The sequence below is a fragment of the Streptomyces sp. NPDC004647 genome (genome assembly GCF_040609575.1).
GTDB lineage: Bacteria > Actinomycetota > Actinomycetes > Streptomycetales > Streptomycetaceae > Streptomyces.
In genome coordinates, this window is record NZ_JBEXKU010000058.1 from 26,914 (window position 1) to 49,610 (window position 22,697).

General features: G+C 70.2%; 17 protein-coding genes. 13 read left to right on the forward strand and 4 right to left on the reverse strand.

Annotated elements, in window-relative coordinates; translation table 11 throughout:
- Positions 1–11: 11 nt before the first annotated feature.
- Positions 12–797: a transcriptional repressor LexA gene (gene lexA, locus ABZW18_RS23940; RefSeq protein ID WP_356190723.1), complete on the reverse strand. Its 786-nt coding sequence runs from the start codon at positions 795–797 to the stop codon at positions 12–14.
- Positions 798–1,295: 498 nt separating this feature from the next.
- Between lexA and nrdR the strand changes: the two genes are divergently transcribed.
- Complete coding sequence (gene nrdR / locus ABZW18_RS23945) at positions 1,296–1,808, forward strand: transcriptional regulator NrdR (RefSeq protein ID WP_356190726.1); 513 nt, start codon at positions 1,296–1,298, stop codon at positions 1,806–1,808.
- 112 nt (positions 1,809–1,920) lie between these two features.
- The gene (locus ABZW18_RS23950; protein ID WP_356190729.1) at positions 1,921–4,800 is read left to right on the forward strand and encodes a vitamin B12-dependent ribonucleotide reductase; all 2,880 of its coding nucleotides are present in this window, start codon (positions 1,921–1,923) and stop codon (positions 4,798–4,800) included.
- Between the two features lie 253 nt (positions 4,801–5,053).
- Here ABZW18_RS23950 and ABZW18_RS23955 read toward each other — a convergent pair whose 3' ends face one another.
- Positions 5,054–5,584: a TerD family protein gene (locus ABZW18_RS23955; protein ID WP_356190732.1), complete on the reverse strand. Its 531-nt coding sequence runs from the start codon at positions 5,582–5,584 to the stop codon at positions 5,054–5,056.
- 371 nt (positions 5,585–5,955) lie between these two features.
- Between ABZW18_RS23955 and ABZW18_RS23960 the strand changes: the two genes are divergently transcribed.
- The 6 genes from ABZW18_RS23960 to ABZW18_RS23985 all read left to right on the forward strand — a co-directional run bounded on the left by ABZW18_RS23960 (position 5,956) and on the right by ABZW18_RS23985 (position 11,916).
- Complete coding sequence (locus ABZW18_RS23960) at positions 5,956–6,561, forward strand: YdbC family protein (RefSeq protein ID WP_356190734.1); 606 nt, start codon at positions 5,956–5,958, stop codon at positions 6,559–6,561.
- A 190-nt stretch (positions 6,562–6,751) separates the two neighbouring features.
- Positions 6,752–7,411 (forward strand): histidine phosphatase family protein, encoded by a 660-nt coding sequence (locus ABZW18_RS23965; protein WP_356190736.1) that lies wholly within the window; start codon positions 6,752–6,754, stop codon positions 7,409–7,411.
- A gap of 11 nt (positions 7,412–7,422) precedes the next feature.
- Complete coding sequence (locus ABZW18_RS23970) at positions 7,423–8,331, forward strand: ADP-ribosylglycohydrolase family protein (RefSeq protein ID WP_356190738.1); 909 nt, start codon at positions 7,423–7,425, stop codon at positions 8,329–8,331.
- 409 nt (positions 8,332–8,740) lie between these two features.
- Positions 8,741–10,216, forward strand: coding sequence for a DUF4173 domain-containing protein (locus ABZW18_RS23975; protein ID WP_356190740.1), 1,476 nt, complete (start codon positions 8,741–8,743; stop codon positions 10,214–10,216).
- Between the two features lie 319 nt (positions 10,217–10,535).
- Positions 10,536–11,237, forward strand: coding sequence for a ribonuclease HII (locus ABZW18_RS23980; protein WP_356190742.1), 702 nt, complete (start codon positions 10,536–10,538; stop codon positions 11,235–11,237).
- A 67-nt stretch (positions 11,238–11,304) separates the two neighbouring features.
- Positions 11,305–11,916 (forward strand): hypothetical protein, encoded by a 612-nt coding sequence (locus ABZW18_RS23985; RefSeq protein WP_356190744.1) that lies wholly within the window; start codon positions 11,305–11,307, stop codon positions 11,914–11,916.
- A 105-nt stretch (positions 11,917–12,021) separates the two neighbouring features.
- Here ABZW18_RS23985 and ABZW18_RS23990 read toward each other — a convergent pair whose 3' ends face one another.
- Together ABZW18_RS23990 and ABZW18_RS23995 are read right to left on the reverse strand one after the other, a co-directional pair.
- Complete coding sequence (locus ABZW18_RS23990; RefSeq protein ID WP_356190746.1) at positions 12,022–12,657, reverse strand: hypothetical protein; 636 nt, start codon at positions 12,655–12,657, stop codon at positions 12,022–12,024.
- A gap of 204 nt (positions 12,658–12,861) precedes the next feature.
- Positions 12,862–15,027 carry a RecQ family ATP-dependent DNA helicase gene (locus tag ABZW18_RS23995; protein WP_356190748.1) on the reverse strand — a complete coding sequence of 722 codons (2,166 nt, stop codon included), beginning with the start codon at positions 15,025–15,027 and terminating at the stop codon, positions 12,862–12,864.
- 147 nt (positions 15,028–15,174) lie between these two features.
- Here ABZW18_RS23995 and ABZW18_RS24000 point away from each other — a divergent pair, with 147 nt between their 5' ends.
- From ABZW18_RS24000 to ABZW18_RS24020, 5 genes are all read left to right on the forward strand, one after another.
- Positions 15,175–16,461, forward strand: a complete 1,287-nt coding sequence (locus ABZW18_RS24000; RefSeq protein ID WP_356190751.1) for a DUF4192 domain-containing protein — start codon at positions 15,175–15,177, stop codon at positions 16,459–16,461.
- Positions 16,462–16,813: 352 nt separating this feature from the next.
- The gene (locus tag ABZW18_RS24005) at positions 16,814–17,578 is read left to right on the forward strand and encodes an NUDIX domain-containing protein (protein WP_356190754.1); all 765 of its coding nucleotides are present in this window, start codon (positions 16,814–16,816) and stop codon (positions 17,576–17,578) included.
- A gap of 152 nt (positions 17,579–17,730) precedes the next feature.
- The gene (locus ABZW18_RS24010) at positions 17,731–19,545 is read left to right on the forward strand and encodes an ABC transporter ATP-binding protein (RefSeq protein WP_356190756.1); all 1,815 of its coding nucleotides are present in this window, start codon (positions 17,731–17,733) and stop codon (positions 19,543–19,545) included.
- A 153-nt stretch (positions 19,546–19,698) separates the two neighbouring features.
- A complete protein-coding gene (locus ABZW18_RS24015) occupies positions 19,699–20,586 on the forward strand; it encodes an FCD domain-containing protein (RefSeq protein ID WP_356190759.1) in 888 nt (295 codons plus the stop codon).
- Positions 20,587–20,999: 413 nt separating this feature from the next.
- The gene (locus tag ABZW18_RS24020) at positions 21,000–22,565 is read left to right on the forward strand and encodes an RNA polymerase sigma factor (RefSeq protein WP_356190761.1); all 1,566 of its coding nucleotides are present in this window, start codon (positions 21,000–21,002) and stop codon (positions 22,563–22,565) included.
- The last annotated feature ends 132 nt before the right edge of the window (positions 22,566–22,697 follow it).

The window sequence follows — 22,697 nt, forward strand, 5'->3', positions numbered from 1 at the left end:
TGAGGGGTGTGTCAGACCCGCCGGAGCACCGCCACCACCTTGCCGAGGATCGTCGCCTCGTCGCCGGGGATCGGCTGGTACGAGGAGTTGTGCGGCAGCAGCCACACATGGCCGTCCTCGCGCTTGAAGCGCTTCACCGTGGCCTCGCCGTCGAGCATGGCGGCCACGATGTCGCCGTTCTCGGCAACGGGCTGGCGGCGCACCGTCACCCAGTCGCCGTCGCAGATCGCGGCTTCGATCATCGAGTCGCCGACGACCTTCAGAACGAACAGCTCACCGTCACCGACCAGTTGGCGGGGGAGCGGGAAAACGTCCTCGACCGATTCCTCGGCGAGGATCGGGCCACCGGCGGCGATACGGCCCACGAGCGGTACGTACGACGCCGCGGGCTTGCCGGTCGTGTCGGTGGGCTGGCTGGTCGGCCCGTCGGAGCCGCGGACCTCGTACGCCCGGGGGCGGTGCGGGTCCCGGCGCAGGAAGCCCTTGCGCTCCAGCGCCATGAGCTGATGCGCGACGGACGAAGTGCTCGAGAGCCCTACCGCCTGACCGATCTCGCGCATGGACGGTGGGTAACCGCGTCGCTGCACCGAGTCGCGGATGACTTCGATGACACGACGCTGCCGGTCCGTGAGCCCCGAGCTGTCCGCCCGGATTCCTGGAGGTCGGCCGGGCAGCGAGCGCACAGGCTTCTGCCCCTCCGGCTCCGGGTCCGCGTCATTCATCGGAAGCGTCCGGTCTGCTCGGTGCTGGGAGCGGTCCTGGGCTGTGATGGTGGCGCTGTCTGCGGTGGTGGTCACGTCGGCCCCTCTCGAGATGTTCTCCCTAGTGGGACAACGGTAGTTGGTTTCGAAAGGTTGCGCCAAACACACGTTCGAGTGAAAATTCGCAGATCGGCTGGCGTGGTCAGGTGGCCAGGTGTATAGGCGGAAAGTCGATTCCACGCATTACGGTACCGTCCGCCCGGAAAGTGACGGCCGGGTCCGGCGGGGGTGGAGCGTCACCGCGCTGCCGCCCAGTCTGGCACTCCCGCCCCGCCACGGGGCGGTCGGGCCGCCTCCCGTACGCTCATGGACGCCGCCGCGACGCGACACGCGGTCGATGCGCTTGACGGCCGACCACCAGATCTAGTGGTTTGATTGGCGGCGGCCACCTACAAGTTGTGGTCCCTGGACATCCATGGCCGCGGTTATCGCCTATGCTTGAGGCTGCTTCCCGAGGCCCGTCCGGGCCCGGCGAAGCCGTGTAGCCGTGCTGTGCCGGAAGACATTTCAAAGGGTCGAGGAGGGTGGAGGAAAATGCACTGCCCCTTCTGCAGACACCCCGACAGTCGCGTCGTGGACAGCCGTACCACCGATGACGGAACCGCGATCCGTCGGCGCCGTCAGTGCCCCGACTGCTCCCGCCGCTTCACCACCGTGGAGACGGCGTCACTCATCGTGATCAAGCGGAGCGGGGTCACCGAGCCCTTCAGTCGCGACAAGGTCATCTCGGGGGTGCGCAAGGCGTGCCAGGGCCGGCCGGTCACCGAGGACGCCCTCGCCAAGCTCGGCCAGCGGGTCGAGGAGGCGGTGCGGGCCACCGGCAGCGCCGAGCTGTCCACCCATGACGTCGGGCTCGCCATACTCGGCCCGCTCCAGGAGCTCGACCTCGTCGCGTACCTGCGGTTCGCGTCCGTGTACCGGGCGTTCGACTCGCTCGAGGACTTCGAGGCCGCCGTCGCGGAGCTGCGCGAGCAGCTGCCCCAGTCGGACGCCGACGGCCGCGCCAAGGACCCGGAGGTCCCCGCCGCGGCGAGCGCGGCCGACTAGCGGCGCACACCAGACCTGCCCGGAGCGCGCGAGCGTGCGGGCACCAGAGAGACATCGTGCCCAGGGAAGAAATGGGCACATCAGGGCGTTTTTGCCCGTACAGGGAGGCGGCATGACAGAGACGACGAGCGGCCCGGCACGAGGCTCCCGCGCCAAGGGCAGCAAGGTGAGCAAGGGGCTGCGCATCGAGCGCATCCACACCACCCCGGGCGTGCACCCGTACGACGAGGTGGTCTGGGAGCGCCGTGACGTCGTCATGACCAACTGGCGCGACGGCTCGGTCAACTTCGAGCAGCGTGGCGTCGAGTTCCCCGACTTCTGGTCGGTGAACGCGGTCAACATCGTCACCAGCAAGTACTTCCGCGGCGCGGTGGGCTCGCCCGACCGTGAGTCCAGCCTGAAGCAGCTCATCGACCGTGTGGTCCGGACGTACCGCAAGGGCGGAGAGGATCACGGCTACTTCGCTTCCCCGGCGGACGCCGAGATCTTCGAGCAGGAGATGACCCACGCGCTGCTGCACCAGGTGTTCAGCTTCAACTCGCCGGTGTGGTTCAACGTCGGCACGAAGCAGCCGCAGCAGGTCTCCGCCTGCTTCATCCTCTCGGTCGACGACTCCATGGACTCGATCCTGGACTGGTACAAGGAAGAGGGGATGATCTTCAAGGGCGGCTCCGGCGCCGGCCTGAACCTCTCCCGTATCCGCTCCTCCAAGGAACTGCTGTCCTCCGGCGGCAATGCATCCGGTCCGGTCTCCTTCATGCGTGGCGCCGACGCGTCGGCCGGAACGATCAAGTCCGGTGGCGCGACCCGCCGCGCGGCCAAGATGGTCGTCCTCGATGTGGACCACCCCGACGTCGAGGCCTTCATCGAGACCAAGGTGAAGGAGGAGGAGAAGATCCGCGCCCTGCGTGACGCGGGCTTCGACATGGACCTGGGCGGCGACGACATCACGTCCGTCCAGTACCAGAACGCCAACAACTCCGTCCGTGTGAACGACGAGTTCATGAAGGCGGTGGAGGGCGGCTCGAAGTTCGGCCTGCGCGGCCGGATGACCGGCGAGGTCATCGAGGAGGTCGACGCCAAGGGTCTCTTCCGGAAGCTGGCCGAGGCCGCCTGGGCCTGCGCCGACCCGGGGATTCAGTACGACGACACCATCAACCACTGGCACACCTCGCCGGAGTCGGGTCGGATCACCGCCTCGAACCCGTGCAGCGAGTACATGCACCTGGACAACTCCTCGTGCAACCTCGCCTCGCTGAACCTCATGAAGTTCCTGCGTGACGATGACCAGGGCAACCAGTCGTTCGACGCCGAGAGCTTCGCCAAGGTCGTCGAGCTGGTCATCACCGCGATGGACATCTCCATCTGCTTCGCGGACTTCCCGACCCAGAAGATCGGCGAGACCACGCGCGCGTTCCGCCAGCTGGGCATCGGCTACGCCAACCTCGGCGCCCTGCTGATGGCCACCGGCCACGCCTATGACTCGGACGGCGGACGCTCCCTCGCGGGCGCCATCACCTCGCTGATGACCGGCACTTCGTACAAGCGCTCGGCCGAGCTCGCCGCGGTCGTGGGCCCGTACGATGGTTACGCCCGGAACGCCGACGCCCACAAGCGCGTCATGAAGCAGCACGCCGACGCCAACGCTACGGCGAAGCGCATGGACGACCTGGACACCCCGGTCTGGGCCGCGGCCACCGAGTCCTGGCAGGACGTAATCCGCCTCGGCGAGAAGAACGGATTCCGCAACGCCCAGGCGTCCGTGCTGGCGCCGACGGGCACCATCGGCCTGATGATGGACTGCGACACCACCGGAGTCGAGCCGGACCTGGCCCTGGTCAAGTTCAAGAAGCTCGTCGGCGGCGGCTCGATGCAGATCGTGAACAACACGGTCCCGAAGGCGCTGAAGCGCCTCGGCTACCAGCCGGAGCAGGTCGAGGCGATCGTCGCCCACATCGCCGAGCACGGCAATGTGATCGACGCCCCGAGCCTCAGGCCGGAGCACTACGAGGTCTTCGACTGCGCCATGGGCGAGCGCTCCATCTCGCCGAAGGGCCACGTGCGCATGATGGCGGCGGCCCAGCCGTTCCTGTCCGGCGCGATCTCCAAGACGGTGAACATGCCGGAGTCGGCAAGCGTCGAGGAGATCGAGGAGATCTACTTCGAGGGCTGGAAGCTCGGTCTCAAGGCGCTCGCGATCTACCGCGACAACTGCAAGGTCGGCCAGCCCCTCTCGGCCAAGAAGAAGGAAGCCAAGGCGGAGGAGCAGCCCGAGCCGGCGGCGCAGAAGATCGTCGAGTACCGGCCGGTCCGCAACCGACTGCCGAAGGGCCGTCCCGGCATCACCACCTCCTTCACGGTGGGCGGCGCCGAGGGTTACATGACCGCCAACTCCTACCCGGACGACGGGCTCGGCGAGGTCTTCCTGAAGATGTCCAAGCAGGGCTCGACCCTCGCGGGCATGATGGACGCCTTCTCCATCGCCGTCTCGGTGGGACTGCAGTACGGCGTCCCGCTGGAGACATACGTCTCGAAGTTCACCAACATGCGCTTCGAGCCGGCCGGTATGACGGACGACCCCGATGTGCGGATGGCCCAGTCGATCGTCGACTACATCTTCCGCCGTCTGGCGCTGGACTTCCTGCCGTTCGAGACGCGGTCGGCGCTCGGTATCCACTCGGCCCAGGAGCGGCAGCGTCACCTGGAGACCGGTTCGTACGAGTCGGGCGACGACGAGCTGGACGTGGAAGGGCTCGCCCAGTCCGCACCGCGTCATGTCGAGCCCCCGAAGGCCTCGACGACCTCCCCGGCCCCGGAGGTGACGGCCGCGATTCCCGCTCCCAAGGAGGCGCACAGCTCCACTGAACTGGTGGAGATGCAGCTCGGACTGAACGCCGACGCTCCGCTGTGCTTCTCGTGCGGCACCAAGATGCGCCGCGCGGGCAGCTGCTACCTGTGCGAGGGCTGCGGCTCGACCAGCGGCTGCAGCTGATTCAGGGCGCCGTCCAGGCGTGAATCTCCTGGTCAGGGCGGTGGAGTTGGTTACTCGGCTCCACCGCCCTCGGCATCCGTAGCGCTGGACTCTTGCGTCTGGCGGCAGTGTTGCGGGGTGTGCCCGGTCAGGGCACGCCCCCGCAGTGTTGCACTGATCCTGAGAAGTCCGGGGCCGTGACGGGCGCCCGTCTGTCCGACGGGTCCGATACGGTCCCACGGGCCCGATCATCGCGAGAGCCGGCCGCGTCAGGTCAGGAGAATTTGCCGCCCATCATCCCCGTGAAGGCGGCCGGGTCGGCATCGAAGCCGCGGATCACCGAGCGGAAACCCCATTCTCCCGAGTCGTCCCGCACGAACTCCGCGACGGTCGCGGCCGTGGACCCGGAGACACTGGCGAAGTCGTTCTCCGCCAGCTCGGTGTGGCCCTCAAGAATCCGGACGCCGGTGTTCACTACGTCGCCGAATGTCTTCTCTCCCCCACGCTGCTGGATGACCACACCCACGACCACGCGCGTGTACGTGCGCGCCAGCCGATCGAGCTCCAGCGTCATGACCTCGTCGAAGCCGAAGCCTTGACCGGTCCGGCTGTCCCTGTTGAGGGTGATGGTGCCGTCAGGCGATCGCTTGTCGAAGTGCACGAGGTACGTGGGCTCACCGTACGGGTCGTCCGCCGAGTACGTGGCAGCGACGATGTCGAGATCGTTGTCCGGCACACCAGAGGGGCTGGGGTCCCACCTGAGCGTCACCTCGACCTTCTCGATCCCTTTGTTGAGACTGCTCACCGGACTTCCCTTCCTCGGAACTGGGCTGACGTGGGACCTGTCCGCGTTCTGCCGACGTGGTTCTGCCGACGTGTCAGTGGCCGGTGATCGGCCAGGGTGATCGCAAGCCGGCCGCGGACCGGCATCAAGCACCTGGTGGAACGGGTTCTCAACAAGGTCGTGTTCATAACTGTCGGACACCGCACGTCAGTTACCCATGTTGCCACGCTCTTCGTCCCACGCCACGTGGTGAAGTGCCCTTCCTTGTCCGCTCGCTGCACACCACCTCTGGTGGGACGGGAGGGGGCCGGCCGGTGGTCGGGCCTCCCCTTCCGCGGTTCCAGTCCGTCACAGCGTGATGCGGAGCACTCCCGGGGCCGTACGATGGCGCGGTGCTGGTCAAGTGGATTCGCTGCACCGTGGTGGACCGCCGCGGCTTCGAGCGGGGGCAGCGAAAATGGGCGGGGCTGCTCGGCGAGCCGGGATTCCGGGGACAGGGCGGGGGCTGGAGTCGTGCGCGCCCGAACGTCGCCCACCTCTTCGGTTTCTGGGAGAGCCGGGCGTTCTACGACTCCTTCATGGCGCGGTCGCACGACCGGCTCGCGGCTGCGCAGTCCGGGACGTTCAAGGACGCCCAGATACGCCTGTTCGACTACCGGTTCGATGTCAAGGTCGGTTTCCAGCCGGTCTTCTCGGACGCGGACGTCGCGCGCGTGGCCCATTGCTGCGTCCGCAGCGATCGGGTGGAGCACTTCACCCTGATGCAGGAGAAGGTGTGGAACCCGGCGATGGCAGGGTCGCCCGGGATGCTGCGGGGGGTGTTCGGGGAGGCGCCGGGGAGCGAGTTCCTGGTGCTGTCGCTGTGGGATTCGGCGGCGGAGCACGGCAAATACCGTGCGGAGCGAGTGGAACGGCTGGCGCTGCGGGCACAGATCGAGGCCGATATCTCCGCGCTCGCCGGCGATGTCGTCGCACTCGAACCTTCCTGGGCGGTGTGAAGCCGCCTCGCCCGGGACGCCGTCGGCGATCTCGCCCCAACCGGCCGGTGACCCCGCCGCAACCGGTCGACGCGTAACTCATGCTGCGGCCGGAGTTCCGGGAATCGCGTGGTGAGCCCGTCGAGACGGGATGAGGGCAGGAGGAAGCCGGGATGAGGCGAGCCCCCGGCCTGCGATTTATGGTGGCGGCATGGCACGCCCCCGGAACATCGTCCTTCTCCGCCACGGAGAGTCGGAGGGCAACGCCGATGACTCGGTCTACGAGCGGGTGCCGGATCACGCGCTGCCGCTGACGGAGGCCGGCCGGCGACAGGCGGTGGAGGCCGGAGAGCGGCTGCGCGCCCTGTTCGGCGACGAGCGGGTCAGTGCCTATGTGTCGCCGTACCGGCGCACGCACCAGACGTTCCGGGCGCTCGGCCTCGATCCTGCCCGGGTCCGTATCCGGGAGGAGCCCCGGCTGCGGGAGCAGGACTGGGGGAACTGGCAGGACGCCGAGGACGTGCGGTTGCAGAAGGCGTACCGGAATGCGTATGGACACTTCTTCTACCGATTTGCGCAGGGTGAGTCGGGCGCGGACGTCTACGACCGTGTGGGTGCGTTCCTGGAGAGCCTCTACCGGAGCTTCGAGGACCCCGGCCATCCCCCCAATGTGCTCCTGGTCACCCATGGCCTGACCATGAGGCTGTTCTGTATGCGCTGGTTCCACTGGCGGGTGGCGGAATTCGAGTCGCTGTCCAACCCCGGGAACGCCGAGACCCGGATCCTGGTCCTCGGCGAGAACGGCCGGTACCGCTTGGACCGGCCATTCGAGCATTGGTGTACGCCCGAGTCGTACGACGCCACCGGTTAGAGTGCAGTGCGATGACCGCTGATCCCACCCTCATGCAACGCTGCGATCGGGCCCTCGCCAGCCTGCGCGGGCTGGCCGTGGGCGATGCCCTGGGCTCCCAGTTCTTCGTGCCTGCGAACTACCCGGCACTGAAGCGGCGTGAGCTGCCGCCCGGCATCTGGCAGTGGACGGACGACACCGAGATGGCCTGCTCCGTGCTGGCCGTCCTGATCGACCACGGCCGCATCGACCAGGACGCGCTCGCCCTCTCCTTCGCCGCGCACCATGATTTCGACCGCGGCTACGGCCCTGCCGTGAACCGCATGCTCCGGCTGGTCCGGGAGGGCGGCGACTGGCGTGAACTCGCTTCCGCGCTGTTCAACGGGCAGGGGTCGTGGGGCAATGGTGCCGCGATGAGAATCGCTCCGCTGGGCGCCTGGTACGCGGGCGACGCGGAGCAGGCCACGCATCAGGCCGAGATCTCCGCTTACACCACGCATCAGCACCGCGAGGCGGTGGCCGGGACCATGGCTGTCGCCGCCGCAGCGGCCCTGGTGGCCGATCCGGACGGCAGTGCGGGGCCGGAGGCCCTGCTGGCGAGGGTGATCGAGCTCGTCCCGCGCAGCGCCGTACAGGCAGGGCTGCGGCGCGCCCGCGACATGCTCGACTACGGCGACGCGGGTACGGTCGCCGCGGTTCTCGGCTGCGGCCGTCGTACCAGTGCGCATGACACGGTGCCCTTCACGCTCTGGGCCGCCGCCCGGCACCTCGGGGACTACACACAGGCGTTCTGGACCACCGCGCAGGTGGGCGGCGACGTGGACACCACCTGCGCCATCGTGGGCGGCGTCGTCGCGGCCGCGGAGGCAGGGGCTCCGCCTCGCGACTGGCAGGAACGGACCGAGCCGCTCCCCGGCTGGACCCCCGCCGTGAGCGGCTGAGGACATCTCGTACGGCAGGCTGTCTGTCACGGTCATGCCACAGCTGGGGTCATAGCGGCGACGGGGGACCGGATTCCCGCCGGGTGCGCCTACTCTACGGCCACGCAGCCGTGTCGATCTTGACCGGTTTGTGCCGACAAGACACCGGGCCGCCTGCGCTGAGGCGCTGCTGGGCAGGGCCCGGTCGGGAGGGGGTCCCGTGCCCGATTCGCCGTCCGCAGCTCCGGAGCCTGAGGAGCGAGTGGAACCGCAAGACCGGTCCGCGGCTGCAGAAGCCGAGGAAGCAGAAGTACCGGAAGGTGGGATACCCGAGACTCGGGTCAGACCGGCCCAGCTCCGGAAGCCCCCCGCCCCGCCGCCGCGAAGTTATGCGCACCAGCTGCCTGCTCCGCCAGAACCACCGGCGTGGTTGGTCGCCGTACAGCCCGGCCCGCCGACGGGGATCCTCCCCGCCACGCTCTGGGCAGCACTGGCCACTGCCGTCCTGAGCGGGCTGCTGCTGGGCGAGGGCATCGGCATCAACCTGCTGCTCGTGGCCGTACCGGCCGTGCTGGCCGCGGCCTTCGCCGCCCGAGCGGCAGGCCGGAGGATCCGCCCGTGGACCATGGCGTGGGCCGTCGGCGGCTCGGCCCTCCTCGCAGTCCCGGCACTGCGCGACGCCGGCTGGCCGACGTTCCTCGCGAGCGCCACGGCGCTCGCACTCGGCTCGCTGGCTCTGCACGGCGGTCGCACCTGGCGGGGGACGCTTCTCGGCTCGATCGGTGTAGTCGGCGCATTCGTTCCGGGCACCCGGTGGGCCTGGCAAGGCATACGCGAGCGCGCCGACGGCAGCCGGGACCGCTGGGTGCCGATCTTCCGTACCGCCGGCGCGGCCATCGCCCTGCTCGTTGTCTTCGGCGCGCTCTTCGCGGGTGCCGATGCGGCCTTCGCCGATCTGATCAATGGCCTGGCGCCGGACGTGAGCGTCGGGGACAGCCCCGCCCGCGTCTTCTTCTTCCTTCTGGGGCTGTTCGGAGCGCTCGCGGTGGCCCGCACCGCCGCTGCACCGATGCGCTGGGACCGGATCGAGGGCACTCCGGGCCGCCCGCGCGCCCGACTGGAGTGGGCACTGCCGCTGGTCGTTCTCAATGCCCTCTTCGCCGCCTTCATCGCCGTGCAACTGGCCGTGCTCCTGGGCGGATACGACAAGGTGCTCAGCGAGACGGGGCTGTCGTACGCGCAATACGCTCGCCAGGGCTTCTGGCAGCTGCTCTGGGCAACCCTCCTCACGCTGGTCGTCATCGCCCTGGCGCTCCGCTGGGCTCCGCGCGGGGCCCAGCGCGACCGCACCCTCGTCCGCGGCGTGCTCGGCACGCTCAGCGCCCTCACGCTGGTGGTCGTCGTCTCGGCACTCCGCCGTATGGATCTGTACGTCGACGCCTATGGCCTGACGCGGCTGCGTGTCTCGGTGGTCGGAGTCGAGATGTGGCTCGGCCTCGTCATCGCGCTGATCATGGTGGCCGGCGTCGTCGGCGGCCGGTGGCTGCCGCGAGCGGTGGTGGGGAGCGCGGCGGCAGCCGTACTGGCCTTCGGACTGCTCTCCCCGGACGGACTCGTCGCCGAACAGAATGTCCAGCGGTACGAGCGCGACGGCAAGATCGACCTCGCGTATCTCGAGCAGCTCTCGGCGGACGCGGTGCCCGCCCTCGACCGGCTGCCCAAGCACCTGCGTGCCTGCGCCCTGAGGGGGATCGAAGACGACCTGGGACCGGACGACGAGCCCTGGTACGCCACGAGCATCGGCGAAGCACGGGCGCGCAGGATTCTGACGGAACGACCCGTTCCGGCGATCACTGCCCCCTGTGGAACCGCCTCGCGGTACGACGAATTGCGCGACTCCGGCTGAGAGCGTCCAGCACCCTCTTCCGGCCCCACCCCGCAGGAGCTCGCGCAGGGGCGGGGACGGAAGGCGGCGCCGGCGGACCGGCGCGACGGCTGCGGCGCAGGCTGTGGTCGTGCCTTCCGTGAGCACTCCGTGTCCCCAAAAGCGCGGACGGCGCAGGGCATTTGTCGACTGAAGACCTCTGCTGCGGGGGAAAGGCTGCCGCGTACGAGCGCCGGGTCTGCACAGGAGAGCCTCGCCGAATGCCGTGGCTGCTCCGTCCGGAGTCCGGCTGATACCCGCCTGCCGCGGACCGGCCCGGGCGGCGTAACCTGATGGGGCCATGCCGTACGAACCGCCTACTCACAGCGTCGAGCGCTCACTGCGCGCCACGACCGGCGCCAAACTTGTCGCCGGTGTCGACGAAGTCGGGCGCGGGGCCTGGGCCGGGCCGGTCACGGTGTGCGCCGCCATCACCGGTCTGCGCCGCCCGCCGGACGGGCTGACCGATTCCAAGCTGCTCGCCCCCAAGCGCCGTACCGAGCTGGCCGGAGTGCTGGAAACCTGGGTCACCGCCCATGCCCTGGGGCACTCCTCGCCGCAGGAGATCGACCGGATGGGGATGACGGCGGCCCTGCGCCTCGCCGCCGTGCGGGCGCTGGAAGCCCTCCCGGTCCGGCCCGACGCCGTGATCCTGGACGGCAAGCACAACTACCTGGGGGCACCCTGGCGGGTCCGCACGGTCATCAAGGGCGACCAGTCGTGCGTCGCGGTCGCCGCGGCCTCGGTGATCGCCAAGGTGCGCCGGGATGCCATGATGGCCGAACTCGGCCTCGAATGCCCCGACTTCGGATTTGTCGCGAACGCGGGGTATCCGTCGCCCGTACACCGCGCCGCTCTGGAAGAACTGGGACCGACCGACCACCATCGGATGTCCTGGGCCTACTGGGACGCGCTGCCGCGCTGGCAGCATCTCAAGCGGGAGCGGAGCTGGGTGGGAGAGCCGTCCCTGGGATCCGGAGGGCAGCTCGGCTTCGACTTCTGAGCGGCTATCCCGCAACTACCCCGCCCCGCTGGTGCGGATCGCACCGGTGTTTGATAGACATCAGCTCATGCCTCTCATCCCCGAGGAGCCTCAGATTCACGAGAGTGTCCCGGGTCCCCGCTCTGTTCCGGCCGCCGGCCGTACTGCGCAGACCCCCCGCCCTGTCCCTGGCCCCGGGCCGCGCCCTGCTCCGATACGGCCGGGGCGCCCCGGACCGCAGCGCGGTCCTGCCACCACACCGGCCCAGCGCGACTCCCGCGACGCGGCCAAGTCCCCGCCATCCGCATCGTCTCCGCAGATCCAGCTGATCCCCGCATCCGCGGAGGGGGCGCTCGACGCCGCCGAGGAGGCAGTGGACCTGCTGCTGGACTCCGGCCGCGCTCCGCACGACATCCTGGTACTGACCACGGGCGAAGAGCACCCGTGGGCGGCGCACGAGATGTCCTTCGGTGAGACGTCCTACTGGGCTCAGCACGACGCCTGTGAGGATGTCTTCTACGCGCAGGCCGCGGCGGCCGGGCGCGCGGCGAGCCGCCCTGTGGTGGTCGTCGCGGTGAACGGTGGCGCGGACGATGCCGCCGCCCAGGCCCTGCCGGCTGCTCTGGCCAGGGCAGGGGCGTTGCTGATCGTCTGCGGCGACCCGCAGCGGATCAACGCGCTCGTCGGCGCCGGAGTCTGACCGCCGGTACCGCTCGCCGGGCTGTCCCTCAGCGGGGCCGCCCGGCGCTTCGGGACGGGCGGATTCGGCACGGTGATGGCTTGACGTCCGGCGCCACCGCGGCCGTCAGCGGGCGGCCGTGTGGCGCTGGACTTCGAAGGACCGGCCCGCGGCATGACGCGGGCCCGGGACACCGTCGTCCCAGGGAGACGTCCCGGTCCGGTCCGCCTCGGGGCTGGACGCGGAGTGCGGCCGGCGGCCGGAACGCCCCTCGCCCAGCACCTGCCAACCGGCTCGTGTCAGCGTCATGTACGCGCCGCAGCGCAGACCGTGCAGGGTGCAGGCATCTCGCAGTCCCCACATCCAGGCGCCGTCCTCCTCCGTCCAACGGGCATCGCCGTCACGGCAGTAGAGAAGTATCGCGGTACGGACGGGGGCCCGGCGCCGTAGATCGTGAGGGATGATCCGGCGCAGTTGCACCAACAGGGCGTTCCGGAACACCCAGCCGTCGGCCGCGCTCGCCCGGCGGCTGAAGGAAGCGCTCGCGGCAACCCGCTCGTCGGTGTCGAGTACGGCGACGACAGCGGTCGAAAGCGTCGGCAGGTGGCGGGTGTGCAGGTCGGTGACGACGTCGCGCGGGTTGCGCAGCAGCGGGATTCCCGCTTCTGCCCACTCCGCGGGCTCGAGCATCCGGCCGAGCCGGGCTGCCGGGGCATCTGCGGACAACGATGCCGACGGGGGCGGTGCGAAGCCGGAGGTCATGGTCCTCCCTTCGTCTGCACGCACGGGTGCCGGGCAGGGATCGTCTGACGCGCCGGGGCACTGCCCTTCCGCGCCTCGGATGGGCAGGGACGGGGTGTGCTGCCAATTCTTGCGGTCGTACGGGCGTGCGGCAATGAGCAGTCGGGACCGGGGACCCGTATCAGCCGGTCTGTCGCCAATATCCCTGCCCGTGCGTTCCGCTGCTCATCCCTGTACGGCGAGTACCAGCGGCAACACCCCTTGGGCCCCTGCCCGTCGGAGCAGCCGCGCGGCCACGGCGAGAGTCCAGCCGGTGTCGGCGAAGTCGTCCACCAGCAGAACCGGACCGCCCGCCGCGGCCAACACCTCGGCCAGCTCGGGCGGTACGGTCAGCGCGCCGTCCAGAGCGCGGAGCCGCTGGGCACTGTTGGAACGCGGTACCCGGGTGTCGGCCCCACCGTCCGCGTACGACACCGCTCCGAGGAGCGGCATTCTGCCGACCGCCGCGATGCGCTCGCCCAGCGTCCCGATCAGCTGCGGCCGAGTCCGCGATGCCATGGTGACGACCCCCACCGGCCGGGCGGGGGCATCCGGTGCGCCGGACGCCCAACCTCCGGGCCCCTTCGCCCAGTCGGCGAGGACGGTCACCACCGCGTCGGCCACGTCGTCGGGCACCGGCCCGTCCTTGCCCTGCCCGGAGAGCATCGGCCGCAGCCGGTTTCCCCATCCGATGTCGGACAGCCGCCCCAGAGCCCGGCCGGACGCGGCCTGCTCGGCGGCCGCGATACGGCCCTTGAGGTCCACGCCGACGGCGGCCAGCCCAGTGGGCCACATCCGTCGCGGCTCCACTTCCACGCCGGGCCGCCCGAGCTCGCCCCGAGCCGCATCCAGGGAGCTTGCGGAGACATCCGGGGTGAAGCGTGCGCCTGCGCAGTTGTCGCAGCGTCCGCACGGCACCGCCTCCTCGTCGTCCAGTTGCCGCCGCAGGAACTCCATCCGGCAGCCGTCCGTGGCGGCGTAGTCACGCATCGCCTGCTGCTCCGTCTCGCGCTGCCGGGCCACCCAGGCGTACCGCTCGGCGTCGTACGCCCACGGCCGGCCCGTGGCAGTCCAGCCGCCGCGTACGCGGTGCACCGCACCGTCCACGTCCAGGACCTTGAGCATCGTCTCCAGCCGTGACCGGCGCAGATCGACCTGGGGTTCGAGCGCGGGCAGCGACACGGGCCGTCCCGCCTGTGTCAGTACGTCCAGAGTGCGGCGCACCTGCTCCTCGGCCGGGAAGGCGAGCGAGGCGAAATACCGCCAGATCGCCTCGTCCTCCCGGCCGGGGAGCAGCAGCACCTCGGCGTGCTCCACCCCACGTCCGGCACGCCCCACCTGCTGGTAGTAGGCGATGGGGGAGGAGGGGGAGCCGAGGTGCACGACGAAGCCGAGATCGGGCTTGTCGAAGCCCATGCCGAGCGCAGAGGTGGCGATCAGCGCCTTCACCCGGTTCGCGAGCAGATCCGCCTCGGCCTCCCGCCGGTCGGCGTCCTCGCTCTTCCCGGTGTACGAGGCCACGGTGTGCCCGCGCTGCCGGAGGAACGCCGTCACTTCCTCGGCCGCCGCAACGGTCAGTGTGTAGATGATCCCCGAGCCCGGGAGGACCTCGAGGTGGTCCGCGAGCCAGGCCAGCCGGTGGGCCGCGTCGGGCAGTCGCAGCACCCCCAGACTCAGGCTCTCGCGGTCCAGCGGACCGCGTAGGACGAGAGTCTCGGCAGCCCCCTCGCCGGTGCCGAGCTGTTCGGCGACATCGGCCGTCACGCGCGCGTTGGCGGTGGCGGTCGTGGCGAGCACCGGCACGCCCGGAGGCAGGTCGGCGAGCATGGTGCGCAGCCTGCGGTAGTCCGGGCGGAAGTCATGTCCCCAGTCGGAGATGCAGTGCGCCTCGTCGACCACGAGCAACCCGGTGCTCGCAGCCAGCTTCGGCAGCACCTGGTCGCGGAAGTCCGGGTTGTTCAACCGCTCCGGGCTCACCAGCAGGACGTCCACCTCGCCCGCGGCCACCTCCGCCTGGACGGTGTCCCACTCCTCGGTGTTCGCGGAGTTGATGGTCCGCGCGCGGATGCCCGCACGCTCGGCGGCGCCGATCTGGTTCCGCATGAGCGAGAGGAGCGGGGACACGATCACCGTGGGACCGCTGCCGCGTGCCCGCAGCAGGGCTGTGGCCACGAAATATACCGCCGACTTGCCCCATCCGGTGCGCTGCACGACCAGGGCCCGGCGATGGTCCGCGACGAGGGCCTCGATCGCCCGCCACTGGTCCTCGCGCAGGCTCGCATCCCCGCCCGGGGCCCCGACGAGGCGGGCGAGTACGGCATCGGCCGACGAACGCAGCTCTTCGTTGCTCATGCCCCCATGCAACCCGATGGCACGGACAATGCGCGAACGAGGATGCCCGGCCTGTGGAAAACCTGCTGTCCACAGGTGAAGTACGACAAGATGCGGGAGTTATCCACAGGGCTTTCCGAGTCGCTGCCCGAGCGGCACTGTCGTGGCATGACCGAGCACATCGACCCCTCGCAGCCGTCCACCGAAGACCAGATCACCCTGCGCAGCCCGGCGGAACTCGCCGACGCGCTGCCGTATTTGATGGGATTTCACCCCGACGACAGTGTCGTTCTCGTCGCTCTGCACGGCGGCCGCGGCCGGTTCGGCGGGCGCCTCCGGCTGGGAATTCCGAGCAGCCCGGAGGAGTGGCCGGATGTCGCCGGCCAGCTTGCCGAGTGCCTGGTGACCGGCAGCGAGAAGCGTGGCAGTCGGCCCGAGGGCGTCATCGTCTTCCTCTGTCAGGACCCTCACGGCGGGGAGAGCGGGCAGGACGTGATGGAGCGGCTGCGGCCGCTGGCACAGCGTCTCCGCACGGCATGCGGAGAGCTGGACGTGCCCGTACTCGAGGCGCTGTGCATCTCCGATCGCCGGTTCTGGTCGTACTGCTGTCCCGATGTGCGCTGCTGCCCCGCGGAGGGCGCCCAGCTCGCACTGCCCGGCACGTCCGTGATGGCGGCTGCCGCCACGTACGCCGGGATCCAGGTGCGTGGCTCGCTCCGTGAGATGGAAGCCAGGCTGGCGCCCCTCACCTCGCCGGCCATGGCAGCGCAGGAAGGTGCGCTGGACGCGGCCACCGCCGAACTCGTCCCGCGGATCCTCGGGGGAGTGGGCCGGGAGACCGTCTGCGGGGAAACACTCGATCTCGTCAAGCGGCTCCTGGTCCGGTTCGCCGACGTGCCGGCATCGGGCAGTCCCCGCGCCACCGATGTCCTCGATGACGCCCTGGTCACCGATGAGGAAGCGGCCGCGATCATCCTCGGACTGCAGGACCGTACGACCCGCGACCGGGCCGCGGAATGGATGGAGGGGCCCGAGGCCGAACCCGCCCTGCGGGTATGGCGGGCGATGGCTCGCCGCTGCGTGGGGGTGTACGGCGACCACGCCGCGCCTCCGCTCACTCTGGCCGGCTGGGTGGCCTGGTCCAGCGGGGACGAGCCCGCGGCGCGGGTGGCACTGGGCATGGCACTGCGGGCCGACCCCGACTACCTGTTCGCCAAGCTGCTCCACCAGGGAGCGAACGAAGGGCTCGACCCGGAGCTGCTCCGGCGCTGCCTCCGCCAGGAACGGACCGGCCGCGCCGAGGACCGGCGGGAGCGGCCCCCTGGGCAGGCCCCGGGCCGGCCACGCGGAGGGACCCGGCCCGTACGTTCCGCGGGCCGCAGCCGCAGCCGCAGCCGTAACCGCAACCGCGCCCGTCGCCGCACCGGGCCGCGCGGAGCCAGGAGCGGCGGATGAGGCGGCCCGGCGGTACGGGGCTCCGAGGCTCGCCCGGGAGCGGCACAGCTGATCACTTCGCACGCCGGGGTGCGCCCGTGGGGCCGGCCACCCTCGCCGGCCCCACCACGCCCACCACGCCCGCCGGCCTCGTGGTCGTGGAGGCAGTGCGCACAGCGCAGGTTCGCGCACTGCGGGTCATCCGCACGAACGCTGCGGAATCACCACTGTCCCCGGGACGGATCGGCGACCCGCCACGATCACGGCCGGGGATGCGACCGCGGGACCCCAGTTGGCGTAGTGACGGAACGCGACACTTGAAGTGGCTGCCGAACGACCTGATTATCGTCAGGCAGACGACTATGATCGCTGCATGTCCCCCTACGACCCGTCGGCCTTCCCGCCTTTCGCTGTCACCGTCGACCTGGTCGTGCTCACCGTGCGCCGGCACGCGTTGTGTGCGCTGGTCGTACGCCGCGGTGAGCCGCCGTTCCAGGGCCGCTGGGCGCTGCCGGGCGGTTTCGTACGGTCCGACGAGGACCTCTCGTCCGCCGCTGCCCGCGAGCTGGCCGAGGAGACCGGGCTGCTGGCGCACGATCCCTCCAGTCCGGTGGCGGTCAACGGGGCGCACCTCGAACAGCTCGCCACGTACGGCGATCCCAAGCGCGATCCCCGGATGCGGGTGGTCAGCGTGGCGCACCTGGTGCTCGCCCCCGATCTGCCCGCCCCCCGCCCGGGCGGTGATGCGCACAGTGTGCGGTGGGCTCCCGTGGAGGATCTCCTCGGTCAGGAAGGCGGATTCGGCCGTGACGGGGAGCAGGTCGCACCCCTGGCGTTCGACCATGCCCGGATTCTCGCGGACGGCGTGGAGCGCGCCCGTTCCAAGATTGAGTACTCCTCTCTGGCCACCGCCTTCTGCTCCCAGGAATTCACCGTCGGCGAGCTGCGCCGGGTCTATGAGGCGGTCTGGGGGGTGGCTCTCGATCCACGCAACTTCCATCGCAAGGTGACCGGCACTCCGGGCTTCCTGGTGCCGACCGGCGGTACGACGACCCGTCAGGGCGGTCGCCCCGCCCAGCTGTTCCGCGCGGGCGGGGCGACGCTCCTCAACCCGCCGATGCTCCGTCCCGAGGTCTGAGGGACAGCGAGCATCGTGGCCGGGTGGCGGGCCTGGTGACACGGTCGGCGGCCACACCCCGTGCGCTGCGCGGAAAATAGGACATATAGCGTTATCTTGCTTCGGTACGTCCCGGCAGCCGCCGAGCGGTCTCCCGTCCTGCGAGAGAAGCGATGATCCAGGCCATCGGACTGACCAGCGCCCCACGGCGCAGCAACCCGCCCGCCGTCGACGACCTGACCTTCGAGGCCCGCCCGGGCCTCGTCACCGTCCTGCTCGGCGCCCCCGGAGCGGGCAAAACAACGGCGCTGCGGCTCATGCTGCAACTTCAGCCAGGCCGCGGGGTCACCCTCTTCCGAGGCCGTCCCGTACACCGGATCCCGCATCCTGCCCGCGAGGTCGGCGTGATGCTCGGAGACGTCCCCGGCCACCCCGCCCGCAGCGCCCGCAGCCATCTGCGCATGCTCGCCGCCGCCGCCGGAGTTCCCGCCGAGCGCTCCGAGGACGTTCTGGAACTCGTCGGCCTCCGTGGCCTGGCCGAGCAGCGGCTCGGATCGTTCTCTCGCGGTATGGACCGCAGGCTCGGCCTGGCGGCCGCCCTGATCGGCGACCCGCACACCCTCGTCCTCGACGAACCCGCCCACGGTCTTTCCCCCCGCGAGGCGTCCTCGCTGTACGGGCTGCTCCACGCTCATGCCGACGAGGGCGGCGCCGTCCTGGTCACCGCCAGCGACCCGATGGAGGCCGCCCGCCTCGGCGACCGGGTCGTCACTCTGGACGAGGGCCGTCTCGTCGCCGACCAGAGAGCAGCCGACTTCGCCCGGACGCGCCTGCGGCCACGCGTCGCCGTCCGCTCCCCGCACGCGGCCCGGCTTGCCGCCCGCCTCACCGACGAAAAGCAGGCGAACGGCCCGGCCGTTGAGGTCGTACGGGAAGGCGGCAGCCGCATCTGTGTCTACGGCAGCAGCTGCGCCGCCGTTGGTGAGACCGCCTTCCGGAACGGCATCCTCGTCCATCAGTTGGCCGACGAGATCGGCGACATGGGGCCGGTTCCCTCGCTCGAGGGGCCTGACGGCGGTCCCCCCGGACCCGCCGCGTCCCCCGACGCCCCTCCCGGGCAGTCCGGTACGGCTGCCCCTCCTGGCCGGCCCAGACGGGCCGCCGCACCCGCATCCCCCGAATCCGACGCGCCGATCCCACAGCGCGCGCAGCCCGGCCCGGCCTGGCCGCTGCGCTACGAACTGCGCCGGGCCGGCGGCGTATGGACCGGCTGGCTGACCGCGGCAGCCGCTCTCGCCGCCTCATTCCTCGCCTCAGTGCTGATGGCCCTCGCCAGTGATGCCCCGGCCGCCCGGCTGCTGGCCGGCTGGCCCACCGAACTGCCACTCCCCCCAGCCGCGTTCGGGGCCGGCCTGCTCGGAGCTCTCGCGTTCGGGCAGGAGTTCCGCTACCCGGCCCTCGCGCACGCCCATGCCCCGGTCCCACGACGGCTCGGACTGCTGGTCGCCAAGCTCGTCGTCTGCACTGCCGTGGCAACCGTCCTCGCCGTGCTCTCCGTGGGCGTCAACGCCGCGGCTCTGCAACTCGTCTTCGGGGGCGACACCGCCCGTCTCCCCGCCGACTGGCCTGTAGCGGCCATGGGATGGGCCGCGCTCGTCATCGGCTGCGCCTGGGCCGGTCTGCTCGCCGCGGGGCTCTTCTGCTCCACCTCGATGGGTCTGGCCGCGGTCCTGGCGGTTCCGGTGCTTGTGGTCCCGGCCGTACAGACGTTGCTCTCCAGCCCCGCGGCCCACCGGCTCGGCGGGCTGCCGGAGCGACTCAGGTCAGTAGCCCCGCTGCAATGGCCGTCCTGGGTCGAGGACTGGATCCACGGCACGTTGCGGCTCGGTACCCAACCAGTCGGCCAGGCTCTGGCGTTGTCGCTCTTCGCCCTGCTCTGCGCCTACATGGTCGCGGCATTGCGTGGCAGAGCACGCTGGTGGTCGTAACCACCGCATAGCGCATGAACTGCCCGCAACCCAACGGAGATAGCCCGTTTGTTTCCGATTGGGCGTCAATTATGAGGTGATGGGCGATCACCCTTTCGTGTGCTTTTCACCAAAGACCTCAAGGGGGCCGGGAGCGTCGCCGACAAAGGATGCGTGAGTACCCTTGCGCACACCATGATGACCGCGGCTCGCCCCGTCGACTCCGGACTCCCCGGTCCGGGCGAGCTTGACCGCTACCCCTACGGCGAAAACCAGGGCGCCAACCGCACCGGAACACCCTCCTGGGACAGTGCCGATACGGAGATGGGCAGAGTCGGCCGACGTGCAGCCGGCAGCCGTGGCCGCGGGCTGCACGGCCAACTCGTCCAGCAGCTCGGCCAGATGATCGTCTCCGGCGACCTCGGCGCCGACCGCCCGCTCGTCCCCGAGGAGATCGGCCAGCGCTTCGAGGTCTCCCGGACCGTCGTCCGTGAGTCGCTGCGCGTCCTCGAAGCCAAAGGACTGGTCAGCGCGCGGCCCAACGTCGGCACCAGGGTCCGGCCGGTGAGCGACTGGAACCTGCTCGACCCCGACATCATCGAGTGGAGGGCGTACGGGCCGCAGCGCGACGACCAGCGCCGTGAACTGTTCGAGCTCCGCTGGACCATCGAGCCACTCGCCGCCCGGCTCGCCGCCGGCCACGGACGGGAGGACGTGCAGCAGCGGCTCGCCGACATGGCGGAGATCATGGGGCACGCGCTGGCGCAGGGCGACTCCCTCACCTTCTCGCGGGCGGACACCGAGTTCCACGCCCTGCTGCTGCAGCTCGCGGGCAACCGGATGCTGGACCACCTCTCGGGGATCGTCTCCTCCGCCCTCCAGGTCTCCGGCGGACCGGCCACCGGCTGCGACCGCCCCACGGAAGCCTCCGTCGCACACCACGCGCGGATCGTCGAGGCGCTCGGCGCCGGTGACGCTCCCGCCGCGGAGGCGGCCATGCGCCAGCTACTGACGGTCCACCCCGAGGTGGAGCGCGTTGTGCCCGCGCCGCGTGAGCACTGACCGCGAAGCGGATGCTGTGCCGCCGGACGCCGGACCGGATCTCCGCCGGACCCGGACCAAGGCCCGGGTCCGGCGGCGGCCAGGATGGGCGTTGATGGGCTCGGCCGCGCAGAGAAAGCGTCCACAGCGGGTCTGGGCCGGTATGCCGGTGAATTGCACCAGTGCAGCCGGTTACCGCCTGTTTGGGGTCACTGCGTGGTGTGACTCGGGCCACGTGGATTGGGCGTAACACTCTTCGGGGAAGCGCGATGACCTAAGAGGTGGCAGTCGCTGAGGGAATACGAGCGTCGTTCGCGACGCTGTGTAGCTCTGCGATTCCATCTGCGCCGTCGGTCCATCCCCTCCGACGGTCGTCGGCTCCGGTCCCCTGTGGACGGGGTCGGAAGCCGTTCCATCGTTCCGAGAGGTTGTTCGTGTCGGCCAGCACATCCCGTACGCTCCCGCCGGAGATCGCCGAATCCGAGTCTGTCATGGCGCTCATCGAGCGGGGAAAGGCTGAGGGGCAGATCGCCGGCGACGACGTGCGTCGGGCCTTCGAGGCTGACCAGATTCCGCCAACCCAGTGGAAGAATGTTCTGCGCAGCCTCAACCAGGTCCTCGACGAGGAGGGTGTGACGCTGATGGTCAGTGCCGCAGAGGCGCCCAAGCGCACCCGCAAGAGCGTCGCAGCGAAGAGCCCGGCGAAGCGCACCGCCACCAAGACCGTCGCTGCCAAGACGGTCGCGGAGAAGAAGGCCACCACCTCCGTCGAGGCCGCCCCCGCGGCCGACGCCGCGGAGGATGTCGCCGACGAGGCCGCGGCAGTGCCCGCCAAGAAGGCGGCAGCCAAGAAGACCGCCGCCAAGAAGACGGTCGCGAAGAAGACCACGGCCAAGAAGACGGCGGCGAAGAAGACCGCCGCCAAGAAGGACTCCGACGAGCTGCTCGAGGGCGAAGAGGCCAGCGAGGAGACCCCGGCGGCGGGCAAGGCCGGAGCCGAAGGCGGAGAGGCCGAGCCCGAGAGCCAGGGCTTCGTCCTGTCCGACGACGACGAGGACGACGCACCGGCGCAGCAGGTCGCCGCGGCCGGCGCCACGGCCGACCCTGTGAAGGACTACCTCAAGCAGATCGGCAAGGTCCCGCTGCTCAACGCCGAGCAGGAAGTCGAGCTCGCCAAGCGCATCGAGGCGGGCCTGTTCGCCGAGGACAAGCTGTCCAACGCGGACAAGCTCGCTCCGAAGCTCAGGCGCGAGCTGGAGATCATCGCCGAGGACGGCCGCCGCGCCAAGAACCACCTGCTCGAGGCGAACCTCCGCCTGGTGGTCTCCCTGGCCAAGCGTTACACCGGCCGCGGCATGCTCTTCCTGGACCTCATTCAGGAGGGCAACCTCGGTCTGATCCGTGCGGTGGAGAAGTTCGACTACACCAAGGGCTACAAGTTCTCCACGTATGCCACCTGGTGGATCCGTCAGGCGATCACCCGGGCGATGGCCGACCAGGCCCGCACCATCCGTATTCCGGTGCACATGGTCGAGGTCATCAACAAGCTCGCGCGCGTGCAGCGTCAGATGCTCCAGGACCTGGGCCGTGAGCCAACCCCGGAGGAGCTGGCCAAGGAGCTCGACATGACCCCCGAAAAGGTCATCGAGGTCCAGAAGTACGGTCGTGAGCCGATCTCCCTGCACACCCCGCTGGGCGAGGACGGCGACAGCGAGTTCGGTGACCTCATCGAGGACTCCGAGGCCGTCGTGCCCGCCGACGCGGTCAGCTTCACGCTGCTGCAGGAGCAACTGCACTCGGTCCTCGACACGCTCAGTGAGCGCGAGGCGGGTGTGGTCTCCATGCGCTTCGGCCTGACCGACGGCCAGCCCAAGACGCTGGACGAGATCGGCAAGGTCTACGGGGTGACGCGCGAGCGCATCCGCCAGATCGAGTCCAAGACCATGTCGAAGCTCCGCCACCCCTCCCGGTCCCAGGTGCTGCGCGACTACCTCGACTGATAGGGAACAGCGCAGGTCAGAACCATCGGCCGACCCGGCCGGCGGGAGCCTCCTTGAGCCCCGGGCCCGGATCGGGTCGGCCAGGCCCGTCCGGTCGGCTCTGCTCGGCCCCGGCCCATGCGGTCCTGCCCG

What these genes read in the sequence shown, in the direction of transcription:
- nrdR (WP_356190726.1), top strand. Translation starts at nt 1,296, where the DNA reads ATGCACTGCCCCTTCTGCAGACACCCCGACAGTCGCGTCGTGGACAGC.
- ABZW18_RS23950 (WP_356190729.1), top strand. Translation starts at nt 1,921, where the DNA reads ATGACAGAGACGACGAGCGGCCCGGCACGAGGCTCCCGCGCCAAGGGC.
- ABZW18_RS23965 (WP_356190736.1), top strand. Translation starts at nt 6,752, where the DNA reads ATGGCACGCCCCCGGAACATCGTCCTTCTCCGCCACGGAGAGTCGGAG.
- ABZW18_RS23970 (WP_356190738.1), top strand. Translation starts at nt 7,423, where the DNA reads ATGACCGCTGATCCCACCCTCATGCAACGCTGCGATCGGGCCCTCGCC.
- ABZW18_RS23980 (WP_356190742.1), top strand. Translation starts at nt 10,536, where the DNA reads ATGCCGTACGAACCGCCTACTCACAGCGTCGAGCGCTCACTGCGCGCC.
- ABZW18_RS23985 (WP_356190744.1), top strand. Translation starts at nt 11,305, where the DNA reads ATGCCTCTCATCCCCGAGGAGCCTCAGATTCACGAGAGTGTCCCGGGT.
- ABZW18_RS23990 (WP_356190746.1), bottom strand. Translation starts at nt 12,657, where the DNA reads ATGACCTCCGGCTTCGCACCGCCCCCGTCGGCATCGTTGTCCGCAGAT.
- ABZW18_RS23995 (WP_356190748.1), bottom strand. Translation starts at nt 15,027, where the DNA reads ATGAGCAACGAAGAGCTGCGTTCGTCGGCCGATGCCGTACTCGCCCGC.
- ABZW18_RS24000 (WP_356190751.1), top strand. Translation starts at nt 15,175, where the DNA reads ATGACCGAGCACATCGACCCCTCGCAGCCGTCCACCGAAGACCAGATC.
- ABZW18_RS24005 (WP_356190754.1), top strand. Translation starts at nt 16,814, where the DNA reads ATGTCCCCCTACGACCCGTCGGCCTTCCCGCCTTTCGCTGTCACCGTC.
- ABZW18_RS24010 (WP_356190756.1), top strand. Translation starts at nt 17,731, where the DNA reads ATGATCCAGGCCATCGGACTGACCAGCGCCCCACGGCGCAGCAACCCG.